The 16,803-nt window shown below is 36.2% G+C and carries 10 protein-coding genes; 5 read left to right on the top strand and 5 right to left on the bottom strand.

Features of this window, described 5'->3' with window-relative positions; genetic code table 11:
* Positions 1-2: 2 nt before the first annotated feature.
* Positions 3-3,128 (bottom strand): glycosyl hydrolase, encoded by a 3,126-nt coding sequence (locus AAC084_RS12385; RefSeq protein WP_339840520.1) that lies wholly within the window; start codon positions 3,126-3,128, stop codon positions 3-5.
* Positions 3,129-3,438: 310 nt separating this feature from the next.
* The gene (locus AAC084_RS12380) at positions 3,439-6,582 is read right to left on the bottom strand and encodes a glycosyl hydrolase (RefSeq protein WP_339840519.1); all 3,144 of its coding nucleotides are present in this window, start codon (positions 6,580-6,582) and stop codon (positions 3,439-3,441) included.
* Positions 6,583-6,870: 288 nt separating this feature from the next.
* On the opposite strand from AAC084_RS12380, the gene AAC084_RS12375 reads away from it, so the two are divergent.
* The gene (locus AAC084_RS12375) at positions 6,871-8,175 is read left to right on the top strand and encodes a dienelactone hydrolase (RefSeq protein WP_339840518.1); all 1,305 of its coding nucleotides are present in this window, start codon (positions 6,871-6,873) and stop codon (positions 8,173-8,175) included.
* A gap of 101 nt (positions 8,176-8,276) precedes the next feature.
* Here AAC084_RS12375 and AAC084_RS12370 read toward each other — a convergent pair whose 3' ends face one another.
* A complete protein-coding gene (locus tag AAC084_RS12370; protein WP_339840517.1) occupies positions 8,277-9,656 on the bottom strand; it encodes an MATE family efflux transporter in 1,380 nt (459 codons plus the stop codon).
* Between the two features lie 86 nt (positions 9,657-9,742).
* Positions 9,743-10,786, bottom strand: a complete 1,044-nt coding sequence (gene hemH, locus AAC084_RS12365; RefSeq protein WP_339840516.1) for a ferrochelatase — start codon at positions 10,784-10,786, stop codon at positions 9,743-9,745.
* Between the two features lie 167 nt (positions 10,787-10,953).
* Here hemH and AAC084_RS12360 point away from each other — a divergent pair, with 167 nt between their 5' ends.
* Positions 10,954-12,018 (top strand): mechanosensitive ion channel domain-containing protein, encoded by a 1,065-nt coding sequence (locus AAC084_RS12360; RefSeq protein WP_339840515.1) that lies wholly within the window; start codon positions 10,954-10,956, stop codon positions 12,016-12,018.
* Positions 12,019-12,027: 9 nt separating this feature from the next.
* Complete coding sequence (locus tag AAC084_RS12355) at positions 12,028-12,870, top strand: N-acetylmuramoyl-L-alanine amidase-like domain-containing protein (protein WP_339840514.1); 843 nt, start codon at positions 12,028-12,030, stop codon at positions 12,868-12,870.
* Between the two features lie 8 nt (positions 12,871-12,878).
* Here the strand turns inward: AAC084_RS12355 and AAC084_RS12350 are convergent, their stop codons facing one another.
* Entirely contained in the window at positions 12,879-13,769 is an 891-nt protein-coding gene (locus AAC084_RS12350; RefSeq protein ID WP_339840512.1) for an AraC family transcriptional regulator, read from the bottom strand.
* A gap of 191 nt (positions 13,770-13,960) precedes the next feature.
* Between AAC084_RS12350 and hemA the strand changes: the two genes are divergently transcribed.
* Together hemA and hemC are read left to right on the top strand one after the other, a co-directional pair.
* Positions 13,961-15,217 carry a glutamyl-tRNA reductase gene (gene hemA, locus AAC084_RS12345; RefSeq protein WP_339840511.1) on the top strand — a complete coding sequence of 419 codons (1,257 nt, stop codon included), beginning with the start codon at positions 13,961-13,963 and terminating at the stop codon, positions 15,215-15,217.
* Complete coding sequence (gene hemC, locus AAC084_RS12340; protein ID WP_339840510.1) at positions 15,214-16,794, top strand: hydroxymethylbilane synthase; 1,581 nt, start codon at positions 15,214-15,216, stop codon at positions 16,792-16,794. The genes hemA and hemC overlap by 4 nt, the downstream gene beginning before the upstream one ends.
* Positions 16,795-16,803 lie beyond the last annotated feature (9 nt).

Below are 16,803 nucleotides of genomic sequence, written 5' to 3'. Positions count from 1 at the left end.
TGTTATAATCTTAAAGCGCCAATACCAGCTTCCCACAATACTTTATTATATGCAGGAATAGCGGTATTGATAAATTGATTACCTCTTGATTTTAAGCCTGCCCATTCCGCATCTAATTCTAACTTGCGGTCTTTGCTCGACTTGTTCAATCTTGGTATTGTACTACTCGTTTGATTAATCATGAATATGTATTCTGCTGAAAATTTATTTGGAAAATTTTCCACATCATCATACGCCTGAGATTTACGTTGAATCATTTCTTCATCCCACGCTTTCATATCGGCAAGTAATTTTTCGCCTTCTTTTTTAACAGCAGGATCTGAAACCTCTTTCAACATCTCCTTCAAATTATCTTGAACTGCATGCAATTGATTAATCATGTTATGCATTTTAGTTAACTCTTGCTCCGCAACTGTCATAAAAGCATCATATTCATCATATTGACCAGGCTTCGTTTCATATGTAGGTACTTCTTTAATTGTACCTGTAGTTGATACTGATTGCCCATCTACCATTAATTTAAACGTGTAGGTATCTGGTGAAACCTTGTGCCCCCCAAATCCTGCTTCAATATAAACCCCAGGTATCCCTGGCATAATAGGGTATTTCATATCCCAAACAAATCTGTTTAGACCTTCTTCTTTACTCAGAACTGGTGCTGGTGGTGCACCACCACCATTATGGGGGGTATAGGTCGGGTCCTTTTCTGAAGTGATGGTCCGAATCAATTTTCCTTTAGCATCTAAAATCTCTAAGGTAATTGCCGTACTATCTTTTAGCTTCGGAAGTTCATAATATAACACTACTCCGTTTGCAGGGTTTATTCCTTCAAAAGCATCACTGCCGGTAAACTTATCTGAATTACCATTTAATGGGCTGCCCCAAGAACCATTATAGGCATCTTTAGGTTTCAATAGCTGAAGTCCTTTTTTCGAGGGTTGATATTGCCCTAAAGCAGCAACATCATCTAAAATCCAAAATGAACGACCAGAAGTCGCTACAACTAAATCACCTTTGTGAACCTTTAAATCTGTTATTGGAGTCTTTGGCAAATTCAATTGAAACGGTTCCCAAGATTTACCTCCATTCCAAGAAGCATAAATTCCCTTTTCAGTACCTGCATACAATAGGTCCTTTTTGAATTCATCTTCACGTACTACACGTGTAAAAGCCCCATAAGGTATTCCAGAATTTATCGCAGTCCAAGTTTTTCCATAGTCCGTTGTTTTATACAGTCCTGGTGTGTAGTCATTGAACTTATATCTTGTTGTAGCAACATAAGCCGTTGCTGGGTCGTGTGGAGATACCTCAATAGCATTAATCAAACATTCTTTTAATCCTTTCGGAGTAACGTTTTCCCATGATTCACCACCATTTTTAGTAAGATGAACTAAACCATCATCACTACCTGTCCAGATATGCCCTTTTTCATGTGGAGATTCTAAGATGTACGCAAGTGTTCCATAATTTTCAGCACCTACCGCTTCATTGGTATATGGCCCACCACCATTACCTTGTTTTGCATCTATATCACGAGTTAAATCTGGAGATATCTTATCCCAAGTTACTCCCATGTCTCTTGTTCTAAATACATATTGCGCACCGTGATAAAAAATCCCCAATTCATGTATAGAAGCTATAATTGGAGCATTCCAATTAAATAAGTATTTCATATTTCTAGCCTCTCTACCTAAATATTGAATAGGCGCTTGCATAATTTGGGTTGAAGCTTTAGATTCCATATCCATAATCTCAACAGTACCCAAATATTGACCTCCCATTACATATCTAGGATTATCAGGATCAAAAGCCAAAAACGCACTTTCACCACCTGCAGAATCTGTCCAATCTCTAGTAGTTATACTACTGCTACCTGTAGACATACTTGCAATTTTTACGGATGTATTATCCTGTTGGCCGCCATAAATATTATAAGGAAACAAATTATCTACGTTAATACGATAAAACTGAGCAGTTGGCATATTACTTTGGGTAGACCATGTTTTACCATAATCAAAAGATACAGATGCACCGCCGTCATCTGCTAAGACCATATTATTTGAATTGTTAGGGTTTATCCATAAATCATGCGTATCGCCATGAGCAACTTCTACATTTTCCCAAGTTTTACCTCCATCTTCAGAACGAAGTGCCGGTGCGCTTAACACGTACACAGTATCTTCATCGTTAGGGTCAACAAAAACTTCAATATAGTACCAGGCACGTTGCACCAAACGATTATCACCACTTATCATAGACCAAGATTCACCAGCATCATTCGAGACGAATAAACCTCCTTTATCGGCATCAGAATCACTTTCAATCAAAGCATATACTTTATTGGAGTTAGATGCACTTACGGCAATTGCCATTTTTCCTTTTTCCTCTGGAAGGCCTTTGTGTATTTTCTTCCAAGTATCTCCGCTATCGGTAGATTTATACAGTCCGCTGCCGACACCACCACTAACAACCATATTTGGCTTTCGTTGATGCTCCCACATAGCCGCATACATAATTTCAGGATAATTTGCATCCATAGAAAGCTCAGAGGCACCCGTTAAATTATTTACAAAAAGGGTATTCGTCCAAGTGTTACCTCCATCGATTGATTTGTAAACACCACGTTCAGGGTTACCTTCAAAAAGAGCTCCTTGTGCAGCGACATACACAATATCTGGATTTGTTGGATGAATGATTATTCGGGAAATATGTTGGGTTTTTTCAAGGCCCATTTTTTTCCATGTATGTCCAGCATCTGTAGATTTATAAACTCCGTCACCATACGAGGTCATAACACCCCTGGGTGCATGCTCACCCATACCCACATAGACTATATTCGGATTAGAAGCGGAAACAGAAACTGCCCCTACCGAACCTAATTCAAAAAAACCATCGGAAACATTTTCCCAACGTTGACCGGCAGATTCTGTTTTCCATAGTCCGCCACCCGTAGTCCCCATATAATACGTCATTGGATCTCCAATAACACCCATTGCAGTTACCGAACGCCCTCCTCTAAACGGACCAATATTTCGAAATTTTAAAGGTTGAAAATAATCATTTGCATTCTGGGCAAAAGTTATGGTGGTTACGAGTACCGCCATAAGAAAGAGTAGTTGTTTTTTCATTAATGGATTATTAGGTAGTTAGAGTGGTTATTCTTGTTGTAAAACGTAAAGAAAAATTGTATCGAGAACCATTTGGAACATAAAAAGTTTCTCGATACAAATTTTTTCATACTTAAAAAATTCAATCGAAATAACTATTTCAAGAAGTCACTTGATCAACATAAATTTTAAGTTCCTCAAGCTGCCTTTTTAAATCAGAAACTTCACCTTCCAACCAAACTATTTTTTCAATTGCCTCACCTAAATTATTCATACTTTACCTTTTAAAATTTATAAATCATTTATTTAAAATAAATACTAAATTCTTCTATTATTTACTGTCGTCGATAAATAAGTAATTCAATTCTAATGTATTGAAAGCCGCGTTAAATTCCAGTAGCTCTGAGGAAACTACATCATCGAAAATTTTAAGCTCCTTATTTATTTTAGCAGTCAACTCATTCTTTACGGCAATATCTTGCTCAGTAGGTGGGAAATCGTCAATAGACACTAGGCTATTTAAATGACCTAATTTGTTGGTCAATTTAATTGGGAAGTTCAATGGATCTTGACCACTTCTATTCTGAGTCTGATACAACGCCTTTTCTACCTCACCCAACTTATCTTTCATTGTCTTAGCCTTTTCTACTAGATCCTTAGTTCGTTCATCATCTTTATACTGTTCAGTAAACGCATTAAGTTGTTCGGTTACATTTCTAATCTTCTTTATAGATTGATGTGCTTTTTCAATGGTAGCATTTATATCGGTAATAAAATCGAATTGCTTTTGCATTTCGGCTACCGAGCTTTCTGCCCTTGGGTCTGGCAAAATGGTAAAAGTTTCAGAACTAGTACTGCCATTAACATTTAGATGAACTTTGTAATTACCCGGTACTGCTTTAGCACCGTCGAAATTGGCCCACCAAAAAATCATGCCTTCTAACTTCTCAGCTCCTTTACCACGGGTATCCCATACAAAAGTGTTACCGCCCTTTTTTACTTTTAACTTTTTATCTTTTTTCTTAGCAGACGAATTGTAGTTAGCCAAAGTATCGCCAGCCATGCTAGTGTACGTCAACTGAACCGTATCTTTTTCGGTATAATTCTTAAGTAGAAAATGTGTGATTACACCATTTTCTAAATTCTGTCCCGATGTTTTAGAAGGCTTTTTAGACGCTCTTCCTTTTGTACGGTATGAATCTCTTGGCTTAAAAAGAATTGTGCTTTGATTCTTCTTACTTTCATCTAATTGATGTAGCACTGTTAAATCATCAATAATCCATAAGCTACGCCCTTGTGTTGCAACGATCAAATTATCATCTTTAATAGCCAAATCAGTAATAGGGACTATTGGTAAATTCATCTGAAAAAGACTCCAACTTGTACCGTCATTAAAAGAAACATACATACCTGTTTCGGTACCTGCATATAATAATCCTTTCTTTTTAGGGTCTTCACGAACCACTCTGGTAAAATGTTCAGATGGTATACCATCGGTGATTTTCGTCCAGCTTTTACCGTAATCGGTTGTTTTGTACAAGTACGGCTGAAAATCGCCCAACTTATATCTTGTAGCAGCTACGTAGCAAGTACCTTCATCAAAATAAGAAGGCTCTATACTATTAATCATATTCCATTCAGGCATATTTGGTGGGGTCACATTATCCCATGTTGCGCCAGAATCTTTAGAGACATGAATTAATCCGTCATCACTTCCTACCCAAAGAAGACCTTCTTTCAACGGACTTTCATTCGCTGCGAAAATAGTACAGTAGTATTCTACACTGGTATTATCTTGAGTTATCGGACCTCCACTAGAACCTAATTTTGTAGGATCATTTCGAGTTAAATCGCCACTTAACACTTCCCAACTCTGACCTTCATTTTCAGTCACATGAACATAGTTAGAAAACGTATACAATTTCTTTGGATTATGTCTACTGAATAGGATAGGAAAATTCCACTGGAAACGATATTTCATGGATTCTGCACCAGCACCCATAGGGTTATCTGGCCATACATTTATACCTCTAACCGTACCTGTTTTATGATTTACTCGAGTTAAGAATCCGTCATAACTACCGCCATAAACGATGTCGTCGTTTTTAGGATCAACAGCTATCCAAGCTGATTCACCGCCTGCAGTTTCTTCCCAATTACCATTACCTATAGAATTTTCATCACTTCTATGATCTATACGCAATGTAGAGTTATCCTGTTGGGCAACATAAATTCTATACGGAAAAGAATTATCCGTAGTTACACGGTAAAACTGTGCCGTAGGCTGATTATTATAGGTACTCCATGTTTCACCACCATCATAAGAAATTTGAGCACCACCATCATCACCAATAATCATACGTTGCGAATCTTCTGGCGAAACCCATAAATCATGATGATCCCCGTGTGGAGCATTAAACGTATTGAATGTTTTACCACCATCGGTAGACTTGTGATAATTTACGTTCAGCACATAAACCACATCTTCATCTTGTGTATCGGCATATACTCTGGTATAATACCAAGCACGTTGTCTAATTTTACGTTCTTCATTAACAACAGACCAAGTTTTACCACCATCTTCTGAACGATATAAACCTCCCTTATCTTTATTTTCAACAATTGCCCAAACACGTTCAGAATTTTTAGGAGAAACAGCTACACCAATAATTCCCAGAGTATCTTTTGGAAATCCTTCGTTCTTAGAAATTTCTGTCCAAGTTTCACCGCTATCCATACTTTTCCATAATGCTGAACCGTCTCCACCACTAATTAAACTATAAGGTGTACGTTGTGCATGCCATGTAGAAGCATATAAAATTCTTGGGTTATTAGGATCGAAAGTTAAATCAACAGCACCCGCTTGCTCATTTACAAATAAAACCTGTTTCCAGTTTTTACCGCCATCGGTACTTTTATATACACCACGTTCTTTTGTTGGTTTATAGATATCTCCTAAAACAGCTGCATATACAGTATTATAATCTGTAGGGTGTACACGTAGTCGTGGCACATGTCTACTTTTTTCTAAACCTGCCGAAGCCCAGGTTTTACCTCCATCTTCAGTTTTCCAAACGCCATATCCTGAAGAAACATTTCCTCTTAAGGTTTTTTCACCACCGCCAACATAAATTACATTAGGATCACTTTTGGCAACCTCAACAGCACCGATACTTCCTCCGAAATATCCATCGGAAATATTATCCCATGTACGGCCACCATCAAGCGTTTTCCAGACACCACCACCCGCAGCACCAAAATAAAACAAATTTGGTTCGCCAGGCACACCGGTAACTGCGGCAGAACGACCACCCCGATACGGACCTATTGAACGATACTCTAAACTAGAGTATAATTCTTCGGGATATGTTGGTGAAATATTTTGTGATTTATTCCTTCTTTGAGATAGTAAGGATAATGGTAATAAAAATAATGCCAGCATAAAGATGCTAGCCTTGGTAAAAAGCGTTTTCATTCTTTTGAGTTTGGATTAGTCTTCCCTAAAATTAAACAAATTGTTGTTAAAATGTTGATTTTAAGATTTTATTGGCATTCATGTAGAAGCACATTTATCAAATTATGATTTACAAGGCTATTTCAATAATTATTTAATAATGAACATCACGGTATACCTTCCGCGCTTAATTCATGTTTATATAAATAATCTTATTAATTATTTGCCTCTAAAAGAGAGTTCATAATAATGTTAAAACGAACGGAATATTTAAAGTATTCCTATATTTAAGCGAACAAATTAACAATTATGAAATTTAGATCGCTATTATTTTCTTTATCCTTATTTCTCATTCTTTTAAACGGATTACTCATTCCATCTGTTCATGCTCAATCAGGTGCCTTTTTATACGGTGATCCATTGCCAGATGCACCAGAATTAAGTGCAAGAGGAGAATACAACGTAGGCGTACAAACCATTAACTTGGTAAATAATAATCAGGTAGATATTATAAATTCAAAAGATGGTAAAGACCCATTATATGACCGCCCCTTAACAATTGAAGTTTGGTACCCAGCATCTATTAGTGATAATACTAAAACCGTTGTTTATGACGAAGTAATGGGCACCGCAAATGACACCCTTAGACCATTAACACCTTTTACATTTAAGGGTAGAGCCTATAGAGATGCAACGCCCTCTACAGGTAGTAAATTCCCTTTAATAGTTGTATCGCATGGCTATGTGGGTTCTCGTTATTTAATGACCTATTTAACTGAAAATTTAGCATCAAAAGGTTATATCGTGGTAGCCATAGACCATACCGATTCTACTTTTAAAGATGCCAATGCATTTCAAAGCACTCTTTTAAACAGACCAAAAGATATTCGCTTTATCATAAACGAAATGGAAAAATTAGGAGCTCAAGGTTCAAAAAACAAATTAGAAGGTTTAGTCGATGCCAATAACACAGGCATAATCGGATATTCTATGGGAGGTTATGGAGTACTTAATGTTGGTGGAGCAGGTTATAGTGAAGCACTAGCCGAGTTCTTTACAGGAATGACCGGTGGTAGCACATCAATAGCAGTCAATACAGCTAATAACGAAGAGTACAAGAAACTAGCTGATGACAGAATAAAAGCTATTGTTGCTTTTGCCCCATGGGGAATGGAACGTGGAGTTTGGGATGGTGAAGGGTTAAAGGGATTAAAAACCCCGACATTCTTTGTTGCAGGTAACCAAGATGATATTTCCGGTTATGAAAAAGGAATAAAAGCTATATATGATGGAGCCGTTAATGCCGACAGATTTTTATTAACCTATATTAATGCACGTCACAACGTGGCACCAAATCCTCCACCAGCAGAAGCATTGGCTCCAGGATTACATATAGATGAATATTACAGGTACGCAGAACCATCTTGGGACCAGAGAAAATTAAATAATGTAAATCAACATTTTATAACTGCATTTCTTGGCCTACATCTTAAAAAACAGGAAAATGCTAAGTATTTAGAATTACAAGAAAATTCAAACGAAAAAGATTGGATAGGGTTTAAGCCAAGATCTTCCACCGGAATGGAATTACTGCACGCTAACCCAGCCAACTAATTTCTTTGTCTGAAATCTGAAGGCTGAATAGCTTTATCTTTTAGTAATTCAAAAGCTACTTACAGAAATAGTTTTGTGAGATTCGGTTTTGTTAGATTTTTTCAAGCAACCAACGTTCTATTAATCTCCTTACGCAAATAGTATCCAGTTACGATGGTTGCTAAAACATCGGCAATGGGAAATGAAATCCAAACCCCTAATTCACCTAGATAATTTGGCAAAATAAGAATTAAGGGGATAAAGAAAAATCCTTGCCTACATAACGTTAATAACAACGCAGGCACTGCCTTGCCAATTGCTTGAAAATAAGCTGCTCCTATAAGTTGTAAAGCAATAATCGGAGTTGCTGCGAATACCCAGCGCATGGCCGAAGGGGTGTTTTCAAGAACGAATTTATTCGTAGCAAGTTCTACAGCACTCATGCCTGGTTTGTTGCTAAGGAAAAATCCGGCGATTTCTTCTGGGAAAATCATCAATCCGGTAAAAACAATAGTGGCCAATAGTGCGGCATATTTTATTGCGGTGTAAATAGACTCTTTTACCCTATCATATTTTCCAGCTCCGTAATTGAATCCGGCAATAGGTAAAAATCCTTGAGTTACGCCAAAAACAGGAAATAAGGCAAACATCAGTATTCTACCAATAATAGCATAAACTGCCACCATTGCCTCTCCTCCAAGGTTAAAAAGAATGTTATTCATCAGAAGATAAATGACGCTTACAACCGCTTGTCTAGAAAGGGTTACAAAGCCTAAAGAGCTAATTTCTTTTAATATATTAAACCTAATTTTCAAATACTGCAGGTTCAGTTTAAGTTCAGAATGTTTGGAAAGAAAGAAATACAGAATATAACTGAAACATAAAAAATAGCTGATGGTGGTAGCCCATGCAGCACCCTCCATACCATAATCCAATACATTAATAAAAAGGTAATCCATCACTAAATTTCCTATGGATGGGATAATCATCGCAATCATGGCGAACTTGGGTTTCCCTTCTGCACGTATAACAGCGTTACCCATCATATTCAAAGCCAAAAGTGGTACACCATACAAAACGATTACGTAGTAGATTTTCGCCATTTCAAAAATGGAACCTTTACCGCCAAAAGCAGGAATAAGACTATCTACATAGGTGAGGCCCAAGACCACCATTATTATGGTGACTAAAAGTGTAAAGCTTATTTGGTTGCCAAACGTTTGTAAGGCCTTTTCTTTATTATTAGCCCCTAATGCACGTGATATAATGCTTGCGCCGCCAATACCAATCGACATACCCAAAGCACCTATGAAAAAAGAAATTGGTAATACTACGTTTATTGCCGCAATAGCAATGGAGCCAATCCAATTACCTACGAAAATTGAATCTACCAAAACATTAAGAGACATTACCAAAATGCCAACACTGGCAGGTAAAGCCTGTTTAACAAGCAAACTCGATATAGATTCTGAACCTAATTGCTCAGCGGATACATTTGCCATTAAAGTTTATTGTTTGGCATTTATATTCCTTGACAGGATATTATCTATACTCCAAAAACTTTGAAGTATTTTATATTTCTAGTGAATTAAGTACTTGGCGTGACAGCCAAAACCCCTGTAGTTTCCCATTCGTTCACCCATTTAGCCATCACCTTCACCCATGCTTCATTATCATTCATACAAGGTATGTGCTTATAGTTTTCACCGCCAGCTTCCATAAATTGATCTTTACCTTCCATAGCAATTTCTTCTAAAGTCTCTAGACAATCACTAACAAAAGCGGGAGTAATAACAGCTAAGCGTTTTTTACCTTCTTTGGCCAAACGTTCGAATTCAAAATCAGTATACGGTTTTAACCATGGGTCACCAGCTAAACGAGATTGAAAAGAAGAACTAACTTGTTCTTCAGGTAATCCTAAATACGCCTTAACCATTTCTGTAGTATCATAAACTTGATGTCTGTAACACGTATTATGTGCTACTGAGTTAATCTTACAACAACTACCATCTATTTTACAATGAAAACTTGTTGGGTCGCTTTTACGAATATGACGTTCAGGAATACCGTGATATGAAAACAATATGTGGTCATAATCGAAATCTTTTAATCCGTCTTTAATGCTTTCTGAAAGGGCTTGAATATAATCTGCATTTTTATAAAAAGCGGGTAATGTCGTTACTTCCATTTCAGGAAAATATTGTTGCTGTTCCTCTAAAACCTTTACCACCACTGTTTCAAAACTAGACATGGCATAATGTGGATATAAGGGAACTAATAGAACCTCATCAACTCCTTTATCCTTTAGTTCCTGCAACGCATTTTTAATAGTCATAGTGCCATAGCGCATACCTAGCGCAACCGGCATTTTTGTATGTTGTTGTACTTTATTAGCAAAACGTTCAGAAAGCACTATTAGCGGCGAACCTTCTTCCCACCAAATTTTAGCGTAGGCCTTAGCAGATTTTTTTGGTCTGGTTTGCAAAATAATCCCTTTTACAAGAAAAGCGCGTAACCATTTAGGGGCATCGATTACCCTTTCATCCATTAAAAATTCATCTAAATAAGGCTTTACATCTTTTGCGGTAGGACTTTCCGGTGAACCCAAATTGACCAATAATACTCCTTTCATAGCGTTTGATTTTCCAATTGCAAAAATAACACTTGTAATACTAGCTACATTTGCGAACTAAAAAAACTTTCAAATTAATGTATAAGTAAAGTTGATAGTGTTTAACCTTTCTCTTTTGGATATTTAATTGTCTAGATTTGTTACTAATTCACGAAAGCGAATTCCAAATGCAGAAACTAACACAAAACCCTATACTGCTAGCCTACATTGTTGGAGCAATATTAATTTTACTATTACTTCAATTAGTTACTGTTCAATTATTAAAACGATTAGGTAAGAATCCTAAATATTTACTTGATAAGGAGGATATTAAAAATATAGCAAAGCCCATATTTATAATTTTTATGGCCATTGCCATACGCATTAAACCATTTCATAGCCTTCTAGGATTTGAAGAAATCACCTACTTATTAAGTAAAATCAGCACCATCTCAATAATTTTTGCCTTTACTTGGCTGTTAATTATAGGGTTAAAAATTGCGAAACGAAAAATCATTAATAATTACGATGTAAATGCAATCGATAATTATAGGGCACGTAAGGTTTATACCCAATTCAATATTTTAGAGCGAATTATTATCGTTGTCATTATTATTATAGGGCTAAGTATTGCTCTTATGAGTTTTGAAAGTATACGAGAAATTGGAGTAAGTATATTTGCTTCTGCAGGTGTTGCGGGTATCATTGTAGGTCTATCGGCTCAAAAAATGATTGCCAGTATTTTGGCAGGTATACAAATTGCTATTGCTCAACCCATAAAAATTGACGATGTAGTCATTGTTGAAAGTGAATGGGGCAGAATCGAGGAAATCACACTGACTTACGTGGTTGTTAATATTTGGGATAAACGAAGATTGATTGTACCTACCCCTTATTTTATTGAAAAACCCTTTCAAAACTGGACGAAGAAATCGGCCGATCTTTTAGGAACCATATATTTATATACCGATTATAGGGTTTCTTTTGATGCTCTTAGAAAAGAACTAGAACGAATTTTAAAAACTACCGATCTATGGGATGGTTTAACCCAAAATATTCAAGTAACAGATTCCAAGCCCACATGTGTTGAAATAAGAGCAATGGTAAGCGCCAAAGATGCTTCTACTCTTTGGGATTTACGCGTTTTTGTTCGCGAAAAACTCATAACTTTTTTACAGGAAAATTATCCGGAGAGTATAGTGCGAACGAGAATATTATTAGAAAACAAGATAGAAGAAAGTGATAATTCATAATTTTATACAATGCGACAGTTTTTACTACTTCTAATATTACTTACAAACTCACAGTTGGGTTTCACACAACAAATCACCTGCTCCCCAAAAGACAAGGCAGCAGTTGAAGAAAAAATTAATACCATTGAAAGAATGCTACAGTCCAATTATGGAAATACATTGGTATCTGTTGGTAAAACCTTTGTGACAACTCCCTACGTAGCCAAAACTTTGGAAATTGGGGATACTGAAACTTTAGTGGTAAATCTGCAAGGATTAGATTGCACCACCTTTGTAGAAAACGTACTGGCATTCTCTATGCTTCTTAGGCAACAAGAATATTCTTTTGATGCCTTCATCAATAATCTTGAAATTATACGCTATAAAGATGGGGTTCTTGATGGGTATGCTTCACGCTTGCACTACTTCTCAGAATGGATTGCCAATAATGCAGAGAAAACACTTGTAAAAGATATAACTGGTGAAATCGGTGGTATAGAAATTACCAAGGATATTGACTTTATGAGCACCCATAGAAATTTATATCCATATTTAGCAGATGACCTGAATTTCGCGAAAATAAAAGATTCAGAAGACTATTTGAAAAATCAAATTATTTGTGTCTTGGCACAAAATAAAATTGCCGAAAACGAACACCTTATTCAATCGGGTGATATTATTGCATTAGCCACATCGATTAATGGTTTAGATGTTACCCATACCGGTATTGCCACTAGAGAAATAGATGGCAGAATTCATTTACTGCATGCTTCAACAGGTTCTATGGAAGTCGAAGTATCCAAATTACCCTTAGCCGATTACCTGAAAAATATTAAAAGCAATATAGGTATCATGGTGGCTAGACCTCTCTAACTTTTCTATTAACTCCCTGCCAACGCCATTAAATATTTTTTCGGAGTGGTATTGTATTTTTTCTTGAAAGCTGCTATAAAATGACTTGCAGTACTGTAACCAACCTTTAAACCTATTTCATTGACATTATACTGTCCTGTTTCCAATAAACTTTTTGCATAATCCATTTTATGGTCGAATAAAAAGCTGTAAACAGAATCTCCATAAATTTGCTTAAATCCTTCTTTTAAACGCTTTAGGCTTAGTCCGATTTCGCTCGCAAGCTCTGTCAACGTAGGGGGCTCAGCCATATTGGCAAGAATGATTTCTTTTGCCCTTTTTATTTTCTTCACATTCTCCTCGTCTGCTAAATAAGGACACTGCTCTATATCTGCATTCGGGCTCTTATTAAAATACAAGGCAATTAATTCGTAAATCTTGCCTTTTACATATAACGCCTTTATAGAAGGGTGTAAGTTGTAGTTTATAATCTGACTCAAAATAACCGCAATGGAAGGTGAAAATGGTTCCTGAGCATAATATTTTTTCTCTTTATTATCAGTACTCAAAAACGGAATATAATCAGCTTCTGCAGTAAAAAGGGAATGAAATTTTCGCAAGGTCATCACCACCGAAACCATAGAAGATTTTGGTTCCAATTTTAAATTAAGCGGAAGGTCTAATTGTGTATTATACAGCAGTAAAGAGTTCTCTTCTGTAACATTCAAACTATAACTACCTTGATTAAAAGAAAATGTACCACTACCCTTTAAACAAAAATAAAACTGGATAAATCGTTTATTAATCTCGCGAGAATAATTTACACTTCCATCTTCTTCATTCTGAAATTTAAGAACGTAAAATCCGTCTTCTATTAGAACTTCATCATATGACCTTTGAGCGTTATTTTTAACTTCCATCTTCTTAAGAATTATTTTATCTATTTAGAAAGCATCTAAATAGATAATTCATATTTAGCCGATAACCCTATAAAATTATGGCTATTTAACTGATAAATATCATTTTTCATCCAAAAATTCTGCAGACGACACTTATTGTACCGCAAGCGTTATTTTTATAAGATTGATGCCCATACTTTTGTATCCGCTTTATGAAAGACTACCATATTTCTAAACACAACTCTTTTTATACTATCGGCCTTAATTATAAAAAGGCTGATGCAGAAGCGCGTGGCAAATTCAGTTTAGACGAAGTAGCTGTAAAATCACTTCTGGCAGAAGCTAAGAATCAGGGGATTGACGGTCTCTTAGTTACATCGACCTGTAACCGTACCGAACTTCATGGTTTTGCCCAACACCCATTTCAACTTATCAAATTATTATGTGATCATTCTAATGGTACTGTTGAAGCTTTTCAAGAAGTAGCCTATGTTTATAAAAACAAGGAGGCTATCAATCACCTATTTCGTGTAGGTACTGGACTTGACAGTCAAATTCTTGGAGATTTTGAAATCATAAGTCAACTTAGACAAAGCTTCAAACGTTCTAAAGAACTCGGTCTTGCAAATCATTTTATAGAACGATTGTGTAATTGTATTATACAAGCCAGTAAGCGAATAAAAAATGAAACGGAAATTTCATCAGGAGCAACTTCTGTTGCTTTCGCTTCTGTTCAATACATCATGCGAAATGTTGAAAATGTTTCCGAGAAAAATATTTTATTATTCGGTACAGGGAAAATAGGTCGTAATACATGCGAGAATTTAATTAAGCATACTAAAAATCCGCATATTACCCTAATCAATAGAACTAAAGGAAAAGCTGAGCAAATAGCTGGGAAGTTTAACCTAATGGTAAAAGATTACGGTGACCTACAATCAGAAATTAGAAAATCTGATATATTGGTTGTAGCAACAGGAGCACAGAAACCTACTATAACAAAAGAATTAATATATACAAACAAGCCACTATTAATTTTAGACCTTTCGGTTCCTAAAAATGTGGACGCTTCTATTTCAGACCTAGAAAATGTTACTGTCATTCATTTAGATCATTTATCACAAATGACCGATGAAACATTAGAGCGTAGAAAACAATTTATTCCAGAAGCAGAAGCTATTAACCAGGAGGTAATGCACGATTTTAACCAGTGGTTAGAGACTAGAAAATTTGCCCCTGTTATTAAAGCATTGAAGAAGAAGTTAAAGACAATGAAAGACGAGGAACTTGACTATCAATCTAAGAAAACAGTCAATTTCAATGCCGATCAGGCCGATGTAATTACAAATCGCATCATTCAAAAAATAACTACACAATTTGCAAACCATCTTAAAGATGACACGGTAGATTCAAATTCAAGTTTAGAATTTATCCAAAAAGTATTTCAATTAGAATTGGACGAAAAATGAGTAAAGTAATACGATTAGGCACACGCGATAGCGAATTAGCGCTATGGCAGGCGAATACCGTTAAAAAACAACTTCAAGCTTTAGGACACACTGTTAAATTAGTTCCTGTAAAATCTACTGGAGACTTAATTCTAGACAAACCACTATATGAACTAGGCATTACAGGCGTATTTACAAAAACATTGGATGTTGCCATGATCAATGGCGATATAGATATTGCGGTACACTCCATGAAGGATGTACCTACTGCCTTACCACAAGGTATTGTAAAAGCCGCTGTATTAAAGCGAGGTAACTATATGGACATCATGGCGTTTAATGATAACGAGGAGTTTTTGGGCTCCCGTGACGCTGTTATTGCAACCGGTAGTTTACGAAGACAAGCACAATGGCTTAACAGATACCCAACACATACTATTGTTGATCTAAGGGGGAATATAAATAGCCGTTTAGAAAAATTATACAACAACGACTGGAACGGTGCTATTTTCGCTGCTGTCGGTTTAGAACGTATTGGATTAGAGCCTGAAAATACTATTGGTTTAACTTGGATGTTACCTGCTCCTGCTCAAGGTGCCATTATGGTAGTTGCAATGGAGGATGACGAAGAAGTTCGTGAGGCATGTGCCCAACTAAACCATGAAGAAACAGATACCTGTGTTACCTTAGAAAGAGAATTTCTTAGAGAATTGGAAGGTGGATGTAGCGCACCGATCGGAGCGTTATCATATATCAATAAAGAAAACATTGTAACCCTTAAAGGTGTCTTACTTAATGTTGATGGAACCAAAAAGCTAGAGGCTGAATTAACAGCACCTTTAGGCAAACATCAAAACTTAGGAATTGATTGTGCTAAAAGTATTTTAGCAAGAGGCGGCAAAAGACTTATGACCGAGTTGGCGAACGCTAACCTAGTAATAAATATCTTTTCTACTAAAAAGCTGACTCCGCCACAACAACTGCTTCTTAATATTTCAGTGAATGCCGATTCAGATGATTTTATAAAAATTAATCCGAACCGTATTTCGCCTATAATTCTTAAAAAGGCACATAAAAATGTTGTTTTTACTAGTAAAAATGCAGTAGAAGCGGTGTTAGCAAGTAGAAGTGCTGCTGAATTAGACTTTGAAAATATCTACTGTGTTGGTAGAAAAACACGTCGATTTATTAAAAACAAGTTTGGTAAAATTACGCACTTTGAAAACAACGCCAAAGATTTAGCGAACCACTTGGTAGAATTTATTGATGGTTCTGAGATCACCTATTTTCATGGCAATTTAAGTTTAGATGAATTACCAAGCATTTTAGAGGAAAACAATATTACGGTCAATGCAATTGAGGCGTATAGAACAAAACTATCTGGTAAATCTATTCCAGAAACAGTAAAAGGTATTATGTTTTATAGTCCGTCTAACGTTGAAAGTTACCTTAAAGAGAATTCAGCAGACAAAGTAGCTTACTGCATTGGTGAAACCACCGCAAAAGCAGCCAGAGAATACTTCAAAGTAGTTAAGGTTGCTAAAATACCCACAGTAGAAAGTGTTATTGAACTAGTGAACAAAGATTTTAAAGATTAGCCTTTGGCT

Origin of the sequence: uncultured Maribacter sp. (genome assembly GCF_963977385.1) — a bacterium.
Lineage (GTDB): Bacteria > Bacteroidota > Bacteroidia > Flavobacteriales > Flavobacteriaceae > Maribacter.
This window is presented reverse-complemented; position numbering and strand designations above follow the sequence as displayed.